Below are 8215 nucleotides of genomic sequence, written 5' to 3' on the forward strand. Positions count from 1 at the left end.
AGTCAAAAACACTGAATCCGAGTCAGCTTTTTTGCTTTTAGTGCTAGAGCGCACCTGGACATAGCAAAAACTCCCGGAATCCCGGGACACCCACAAGAGTAGGTTCATTTTTACGCTCGGATTTTAGGGGTTTTTGAATCCCTCTTGGTCGTTGCGTAGACGACCAAAGTTACCCTTTAAGGTATAAAGTAATTTCAGGAAATTAGCAATAAAATTTAAAAACAGTCTTTATTTTATGAGCTCCACCCCCGCCTCTCAAACTTTTATGCCCGCTCGTAAAAACTCCAAAACCATGAAATAAAACCCACGTTTATTGAGAGGACTAATAACCCTTTATTTTTGAGATCACACCTCCCAAAAGCACACCTAACAACATATCACCCCCTCCCAAAGCCATTTTTGAGAGACATCTTACAGATTTACACTGTGATGCGTTGGATTTTTGCGCCACAACGAGCCAATTTTTCTTCTAATCTCTCAAATCCACGATCAAGATGATAAACACGATTGACGATTGTTTCTCCCTTTGCTGCCAATGTAACAAGAGTAAGAGGGCTGCAATCACAAGAGAAACAACAAGCACGCAAATCCGTCGCCATGAAGAGGTCCCCCTTGCAAATTCTCTGTTCCACGAGACGGTTGCCCTCTCGCCCATCAAGCTTTATTTGCGCCCTCAAGCGATTGAGTTCTTGAACATGCATAAAACGATTTTCGAAAACCGTCTCTGTAATTTCACGCGCTTCCCTCAACCCCGCGTCATGAGCGCCATGAACGAAACTTAGACAATAATCACGAGCCTCCTCAAGAGTGAGAGAAGCAAAACTTTACACGAAAGAAAAACCATTCCGAAAAGAAAACAGCAGCCACAAAAGCCATACCCTTGAAAGATGGAGATTTGAAAGAACTATTGAGAAAATCATCAAGAATATACGGCTCCAAAATTCCACAAGAAAGAGAGTAAACCATTAAAAATGCACCAGCCAAGCCCAGCGCCCCAAGCCCAGCCCCTCCCAACAAGCAAACATTGTGTTAAAACGCCCCCAAGCAATCGCCCCCCTCAACCACAGCGCAAAGCATTCAGCATATCTTTGAAAGATTTACACTGTGATGCGTTGGATTTTTGCACCACAACGAGCCAATTTTTCTTCTAATCTCTCAAATCCACGATCAAGATGATAAACACGATTGACGATTGTTTCCCCCTTTGCCGCCAATGCTGCAATCACAAGAGAAACAGAAGCACGCAAATCCGTCGCCATGACAGGAGCCCCTTGCAAATTCTCTGTTCCATAGACAGTTGCCGTCTGCCCATCAAGCTTTATCTTTGCCCCTAAGCGATTGAGTTCTTGAACATGCATAAAACGATTTTCGAAAACCGTCTCTGTAATATGCGCGATTCCTTCAGCCCGTGTCATGAGCGCCATGAATTGCGCTTGGAGATCGGTTGGAAAAGCAGGATAAGGTCCTGTTTTAATATCAACGGGCATAATTTTGGTGTTCTTTGGATTTCGCTTAATATGAATTCCTTGAGGTTCTATTTGAATCTCGAGTCCTGTTTTTTGGAGCACCTTAAGCACTTTTGTGAGATGATTAGGATTTGCATTTTTAAGAAAGACATCTCCTCCCGTCATAGCAACAGCCATTGCATATGTTCCCGCTTCGATTCGATCAGCAATAACGCGTACTCTAGCACCGTTGAGTTTTTTAACCCCTTCAATTGTAAGCGTTGTTGTTCCTTCACCGGTTATTTGAGCCCCCATAGCATTCAGGGTTCGAATAAGGTTTGTCACTTCTGGCTCACAAGCCGCATTCTCAAGAGTGGTTGTTCCCTTTGCCATTGTCGCCGCCATCAGCAGCACATGGGTTCCACCAACAGTGACTTTAGGGAAACGATAGTGAGCACCTTTTAACCCCTTTAGCGCTTTTGCATGAACATATCCATTTTCGATAGTAATCTGTGCGCCTAAAGTTTTAAGTCCCTCAAGGATAAAATCGACAGGTCTTGTTCCAATAGCGCATCCTCCAGGAAGCGAAACATAAGCCTCTGCGCATCGTGCAAGCAGAGGTCCGATAACCCAAAAGCTTGCACGCATTTTTTTCACCAGTTCGTATGGTGCCCGTGTTGTGGCTATTTTTTGCGCCGTAAAATGAATTGTTCTTGAATTCACACATTCATCGTTAAACTCTTGTCCATCAACGGCATATCCAACACCATGATTATTGAGAATACGAATAAGCAATTCAACATCGGCCAGATGCGGAATATTTTCTAAAGTGAGCGTTTCTTCTGTAAGCAGCGCCGCAATCATAAGAGGCAATGCAGCATTTTTTGCCCCAGAAATAGGAATTGTTCCTTGAAGTTTTTCTCCCCCAACAATTTGAATAGAATCCATCGTGTTTTCCCTCTTTTCCTTTGTGCCTGCCCTTCCAAAGGATTGTCCCCCTTCGGGAAGTTATGCTTTATTAATCGTTTTAGAACGCATTCTAACTATGAGAACAAATTATTGAGAAGTTTGGTTGCAAAAATTTACTAAAAAACATTTTTTTTGCATTTTAGAGCTTTTTGCATTTTAGAGCTCTGGTTGTGCTCTTTTTCGGCTTTGCTCTTTTCGACGTTTCAGGTTTTGACGCAATTGTTGTGCCAATCTTTCTTGACGTCGTTTTGCTTTTTCATCTTGATGATTAATTTCATTTTGTTTTTGTTTTTGATGCATTTGTGTCATTGCGCAACCTTTTAAACAGTGTTGAGCTTCTATCCAAGCAACTCATAACCTTAAATATTTAAGCATATAAGAAACATATGTCATGACATAAGATACGTTTTCTTGCAAGAATATACAAATGTTCTCTTGCCTATTTTCTGACAATATGGCACAAGACAGCGCAAAGATTGAAAAGGGCTGCGGTAGCTCAGTGGTAGAGCACTCCCTTGGTAAGGGAGAGGTCGAGAGTTCAATCCTCTCTCGCAGCACCATTTTATTCTTCTTTTGCCTCTCTCTTCTTGCCCTTATAAGTCTTCCCTATAAGCCTAAATCTTTTCCCCCAACCTCCATCGGATTCATCAAATCCTCCATCCTTTAAACCATGCGCTTCAATAGCCTCAAAATCAGTAGCTTCAAAATCAATGGCTTCAAAATCAAGAGCCTCAATGCCACGCTTAATCTCTAAAATGCCTTACGAACGGCTTTTGAAATTGACCGCCCCCCAAAGAATATCCCCCCACCCCTTGCCTCCCTTCTTTCCTTGCCTCCCCCCTCTTTCCTTTCTGTAAGATTTGCCCTATCCTTCTCTTTGCCAAGCCTCACTGTTGCAACAGCTCTTAGCACTTGAGTGCGATATAAGCATTTTTATTTTTTCAATATTTTATTTCTTGAATATTTTCCCCCACAAGCTCACCCTGTTTGTAATATGCAAACAAACGATTTTACTTGATTCAATATAAGAGCGTCTGAATAAGAAGGGTTGAAATAAGAACATCTCACACTATTTCGGGCTCTCATTGAAATTCAAATTAAATCTCAATAATGAATTATTATAAACTCATTGTTTGAACATATCCCATTGATACCTTTATCCGCCCCAAAACGAATAATCTTATCTTTCTAGCCTCTCTACCCACCTCAAGCAACACAAGTATTCCCTGTAAAAATTAGAATAAGCTTCATCGATCCTATTCGTCATTTACAACAAATCTAACAGAGCCATTTCCAGAACCTCCTCTCAATTCCTTCCCCATTCTCCCCACCCCTTACCAAAAGCAAAAACCAAACAGTGATAAAGTCCCCCTCAATAAAGCTTTCACTAAACCACCCCACGCTCCCATATGGCAAACATCCCATATAGCAAACATCTCATATGACAGACATCCCCATATACTAGGCACCCCATATGGCAGAAAATTGAGAGCCTGCCTTTTCAAAGAAGATCCCTCATTACCAATTTTATACACTATGGTTTTCCACGTGTTCTAAGCCATCCCTCTTTCAACACGCATCTTTTTTATACGAATACTTTGATTGATACAGATAGCGTTATTCCTCTTGCATAAGAATCCGAAGAGCAAAAAATTCTCTCCCCCTCTATTCTATTGAAATCAATCACTCCTCTTTGCTTACAGTTCACAAACAGAAAGATCCGTATGGCGAGAAACTTTCCAAGAAAAGCATATCTCTTCGTAAGAAGCCTCCCAGTAAACGAGATTATGAATCGTCTCAAGAGCTACAGCCCATGCCGCAATTTTGGCAACGGGCCCCAAATAGTACTAACTTACTTTTTCATAAAGTAAGTTAGGGTGCGCAATGTTTATAATCTACAGGGTTTTATAACCTACGGACTTTATAATTTACGGGGCTTGACCGTTATACCCCTCACGATATTATTCACAGGCGCCAGTATGAAATTTACGAACGCCGGCATGAAATGGATGTGAAATGAGCTTAGAGCGAGATATCTTTATTAAAACAAGTGCGTGAATGTACAAGAACAAGTATATTTCATTTGGAGTATTTTGGATATTCCCTACTCTCCCCACCCTAGGACAACCATTTTGGCTACAGATCCCCTTATATTTTCTGCTGTCATACCTCCTCCAATAAGCTAAAACCCCACATATGCGGGGTTTTAACCAGTACCACACCTTTATTTAGACACATTATGATCATTATAACCATTTTTATTAAATACGTTTTTACGTATATTTTCAACACAAAAATAACACATATTGATTTATTTAACAGAAATGACTTATAAAAGCTCATCAGAAACAAACGACAATAAATACCTTATGTTTAAACACTTTATTTTCTTCGCTATCGTAATAAGCGCTGTTTTATTTACGCATCATACAACGAGTGGATGTACAACAGATGGTCTTTTTGTTGGAAGTACTTCTCCGATCAATTGTATTTCAAAAGAATATATAAGACAGAAAATAAAAAAGAAGCTATTAGAAAAAGAACGCGAAAGAGAATGGTTAGAGCTTGAACAATTTTCTGTTAGCGCTTGTCCAGGTGGAAAATTTCCTGTTTATTATGGCGTTTCTATTATCGATTGTGTTTCAGAGGAAGAACTAAAACAAAATCGTCTTAATCAAAATCGTTTTAATAATGAAATTAATATAATGAACTTATTCCTGCAATGGTTTATCGTAGCATTCGTAATAACAACGATAATGTCTGTTCCCATAAATTTACTTTGGCGTTTTAGATTTAAGGTTCCTGCCTGTTTATTTACAATAATGACAACCTTGGCTATTATTGCCGTCCCTTTTACATCTGATTTATCGTCTCTCTTTTAATCTATTTTTGTAAAAAATATTTCTAAAATATTAAAAACACCCTGCATTTTTAAGCGTTTTGAACTGTATCTCCTCTCATTTAGAGACAATAGCCCCAAGTACAGCCATGCCATTCAATACGATTTTAACCATATTTCTAACATAAAAATAACACATGTTGATACATTCAAAAGAGATCAATTAAATGATCTTGTAAAATAAGAGCAATACACAAAGTGGCTGTATTTAATGATAGTCAATGAAGACGATTATTATGGAATTCTTGGTGTAAGCTACGCATGCAACGATAAACAGATAAAATCTGCTTTTCGTAAATTAGCTCTGCAATACCACCCTGATCATAATTCTAGTACCGAAGCAGAACAAAAATTCAGAAAAATTTGTGAAGCCTATGAAGTTCTTAAAGATCCTCAAAAGAGAGCTGCTTACAATCAGTTCTATCATAAAACTTTTAAAGATAATCACAAGGCTTCTGAAATTAGTAGAAACCAAGAGAACAGACGACAAGATAATACCAAGCGTGTAATTGATAGTATCGCGTATGTAATTTTCATTATTTGTGGAATAATACCTGTAATGTGTTATATAATTTCGTTTTTTACGTGGAATATACCACTAGGAATAAATAAGTATAGGGTTATTAATTCTCATAAGCATAAAAGGATATTTGGTAAAGATTGGTGCATTTATCTTCGGGCTCATACTAATATCATTTATCAAATTTATATGGAGAAGTATCTATTGATCAGTGCTTTTGAAGAGTATTAAGAGCGACCCACAGTGAATTCACAAGGTGTGGTCATTTTTGATTTTCTATAACAAGGTAGTGTAGAAAAACATAAAGATTATAATGTCTCTATCCGTTCTTTTCTTATTCTCCCCCCTCCACCCCTCTATTTCTTCCACAACCTGCCCCCCAATCTTTCCCCCAACAAGCCCACTTGACTCCACACAGACTTTTTCTCATGCCCCTACATCCCTTTTCCCATATCGGCTAAAAAATGCCCCTCAAACGACTCTTTCCCAAAAAACAAAAGCACCACAAGAACCATTTCCTCTCCAATGAAAAAGCACTTGTCCGGCAACTTCGCCATCATGGGGGGACTTTCATCGCGCCCCCAAACACGGCACAACACAAAAGCGGCCAGAAGCTCCCCGTTGTCCCAATACGTCTAAACAAGCTTTAACGACCTCCCCCGCCAAACACCTCCTTCCATTTTCCAGCATGCTTTACGTATCATTCCAAGCTCCCTACTTGCGTGCCGCAAAAACATAAAAACCGGCTCTTTTCCTCCTTGAACGTGCCTTTTTATAGGTTGGAACCTATCTGTACTGCTGCTTCCCTTCCCCCTAAACCTCATTTTTGTTCTCTAGCATGCTTTCGTGTCACTCCAAGTCACAGGATAACGACCTGCCCCCTTCATCCCCACCATTTCCTCCTCATCCCGCTCCAACATTTCTCTTCCTAAAGCCGCGTATCTCCCCCTTTTCCATATCGGCTAAGAAAATCCCCCAAGCCCCCGCAAAGCTCTCTCCCCCCAAGAACGAAAGCATAACGTACACCATTGTCACCACAATGAAAAAGCTACTCAGCCCTTTCATTGCGGCTCCCCCCCCCCCAACACTCACCACAAAAGCACCCAAAATCACAGCCTCCATACCTCTGAACACTTAGCCTTACTCCCCATTCTCGTTTTCCCCTCCAGCATACCGCGCCGCCTTGCATGCGCTCCAAGCACCCTTTCTTCCCACATTTTCCCACCATGCCTTTCACATTCCTGTCCCCTAAGTTCGCTATGCTCCCTGCTTCCCTGCGCCCCCCCTGTTTGGCACCCTCCTCCAACACAAAAACCAGCTCTTTTCCCCCTCTGCTCTTTCCTTTTTATAGAACTTTGCCTCTCCTCAACGCTACACAAGATCCCTTCCCACCCCGTCTCATTCTTGTTTTGCCCTCCAGCATACGTCTTGCATGCGCTCCAAACTCCCCGCTTTCTCCCTCCTTCAAAGCAATTTCTGTTCTTATATGAAAACCTGTCCCAACAGATTTAATTTGCTGTACCATCTTCTCCAAAGCCTCATTAAAACGGCTAATTTCATTTTCAAGCTTGCAAATATACGCTTCATCACGATAAGCCCGTTTAATCAAAGGAGGCATATCCGGCCAATAGAGCATTAAATCCACCCATTCGCGTTGAGAAATCCATAACCCTCCTTGACATTGTGCTTTATGTTCTGCTGGAAAGCCCTTTTGCATGAAATGAGGAATTAAAATTTCAGGTTTTTTTGTTTTAATTTCCAACAATCCATTTTTTCCAACAAAAGCATCGGGAGAAAATCCTTGTCCGCGATCATCAGCCAAAACAAAGCCAATACATTCAGGTTCTGTATGTGTCAGTTTCCCATAAAGCTGTCGCGCGCTTGGTTCTAATTCAGTCCCACGTCGCTGAGAAAGTGTTGTCCCTTCATCAACGGTTTTTCCGGTAATTCTTTCTCCCGCCAATTTCATCATCACACTCTGATAGCGTGACGTTTTTTGCCCTTGTTTTGTTCGTGCCATAACCATCTCAAACAACGAAGCCGTAATCAAACCATTACGCGCTTGCTGCCATTCCTCTGTTCCTTGAATACAATCGATAATGATTGGCATAGTATTTCTCCCCTTCATCTTTAAGGTGTTTTTTTGCAACATATTCTCTTTGAAACATTCATATCTTTTAAGATGCATTCCCCACTAAGAATGACAGCATCCTTAAATATTGTGCTGCTGAAATCACAAAAGCTGTTGGAAACGCCCCCCTCAACATCCCCCTCCCCACAAGTTTCTCATCCTCTCCTTTTCCATATCGGTTAAGCCCCCAAGCGGCGCCCTCCCTAGACGAAAGCATAACGCGTGATATTTTCTCCCCGATAAAAAAACCT

9 protein-coding genes, 1 tRNA gene and 1 pseudogene are annotated in these 8215 nt (G+C 40.8%); 3 read left to right on the plus strand and 8 right to left on the minus strand.

Annotated elements, in window-relative coordinates; all coding sequences use genetic code 11:
• Window positions 1-419 precede the first annotated feature (419 nt).
• The 3 genes from ACFIMG_RS08615 to ACFIMG_RS08625 form a co-directional block, all read right to left on the minus strand.
• The gene (locus tag ACFIMG_RS08615) at window positions 420-749 is read right to left on the minus strand and encodes a hypothetical protein (protein ID WP_375678395.1); all 330 of its coding nucleotides are present in this window, start codon (window positions 747-749) and stop codon (window positions 420-422) included.
• Window positions 750-1097: 348 nt separating this feature from the next.
• The gene (gene murA, locus ACFIMG_RS08620; protein WP_375678394.1) at window positions 1098-2393 is read right to left on the minus strand and encodes a UDP-N-acetylglucosamine 1-carboxyvinyltransferase; all 1296 of its coding nucleotides are present in this window, start codon (window positions 2391-2393) and stop codon (window positions 1098-1100) included.
• A 177-nt stretch (window positions 2394-2570) separates the two neighbouring features.
• Window positions 2571-2723, minus strand: coding sequence for a hypothetical protein (locus ACFIMG_RS08625; RefSeq protein WP_375607050.1), 153 nt, complete (start codon window positions 2721-2723; stop codon window positions 2571-2573).
• Window positions 2724-2899: 176 nt separating this feature from the next.
• Here ACFIMG_RS08625 and ACFIMG_RS08630 point away from each other — a divergent pair.
• Window positions 2900-2974, plus strand: a tRNA-Thr gene (locus tag ACFIMG_RS08630).
• A 1137-nt stretch (window positions 2975-4111) separates the two neighbouring features.
• On the opposite strand, the gene ACFIMG_RS08635 is transcribed toward ACFIMG_RS08630, so the two are convergent.
• Entirely contained in the window at window positions 4112-4255 is a 144-nt protein-coding gene (locus ACFIMG_RS08635; protein WP_375678393.1) for a hypothetical protein, read from the minus strand.
• A 528-nt stretch (window positions 4256-4783) separates the two neighbouring features.
• On the opposite strand from ACFIMG_RS08635, the gene ACFIMG_RS08640 reads away from it, so the two are divergent.
• Both ACFIMG_RS08640 and ACFIMG_RS08645 read left to right on the plus strand, forming a co-directional pair.
• Window positions 4784-5296, plus strand: a complete 513-nt coding sequence (locus tag ACFIMG_RS08640) for a hypothetical protein (RefSeq protein WP_375678392.1) — start codon at window positions 4784-4786, stop codon at window positions 5294-5296.
• 228 nt (window positions 5297-5524) lie between these two features.
• Window positions 5525-5758 (plus strand): annotated as a pseudogene (locus ACFIMG_RS08645) (DnaJ domain-containing protein); the annotation flags it as partial.
• Window positions 5759-6267: 509 nt separating this feature from the next.
• Here the strand turns inward: ACFIMG_RS08645 and ACFIMG_RS08650 are convergent.
• The 4 genes from ACFIMG_RS08650 to ACFIMG_RS08665 form a co-directional block, all read right to left on the minus strand.
• Complete coding sequence (locus tag ACFIMG_RS08650; protein ID WP_375678391.1) at window positions 6268-6432, minus strand: hypothetical protein; 165 nt, start codon at window positions 6430-6432, stop codon at window positions 6268-6270.
• Window positions 6433-6736: 304 nt separating this feature from the next.
• Window positions 6737-6967 (minus strand): hypothetical protein, encoded by a 231-nt coding sequence (locus ACFIMG_RS08655; protein WP_375693601.1) that lies wholly within the window; start codon window positions 6965-6967, stop codon window positions 6737-6739.
• 211 nt (window positions 6968-7178) lie between these two features.
• Window positions 7179-7943 carry a lambda exonuclease family protein gene (locus tag ACFIMG_RS08660; RefSeq protein ID WP_375678389.1) on the minus strand — a complete coding sequence of 255 codons (765 nt, stop codon included), beginning with the start codon at window positions 7941-7943 and terminating at the stop codon, window positions 7179-7181.
• Between the two features lie 67 nt (window positions 7944-8010).
• On the minus strand, window positions 8011-8215 hold a 205-nt coding region (locus ACFIMG_RS08665; RefSeq protein ID WP_375679737.1), incomplete at its 5' end, for a hypothetical protein.

It is taken from the genome of Bartonella sp. AP11XZML (assembly GCF_042196445.1).
GTDB lineage: Bacteria > Pseudomonadota > Alphaproteobacteria > Rhizobiales > Rhizobiaceae > Bartonella.

What these genes read in the sequence shown, in the direction of transcription:
- murA (WP_375678394.1), bottom strand. Translation starts at nt 2,393, where the DNA reads ATGGATTCTATTCAAATTGTTGGGGGAGAAAAACTTCAAGGAACAATT.
- ACFIMG_RS08625 (WP_375607050.1), bottom strand. Translation starts at nt 2,723, where the DNA reads ATGACACAAATGCATCAAAAACAAAAACAAAATGAAATTAATCATCAA.
- ACFIMG_RS08640 (WP_375678392.1), top strand. Translation starts at nt 4,784, where the DNA reads ATGTTTAAACACTTTATTTTCTTCGCTATCGTAATAAGCGCTGTTTTA.
- ACFIMG_RS08660 (WP_375678389.1), bottom strand. Translation starts at nt 7,943, where the DNA reads ATGCCAATCATTATCGATTGTATTCAAGGAACAGAGGAATGGCAGCAA.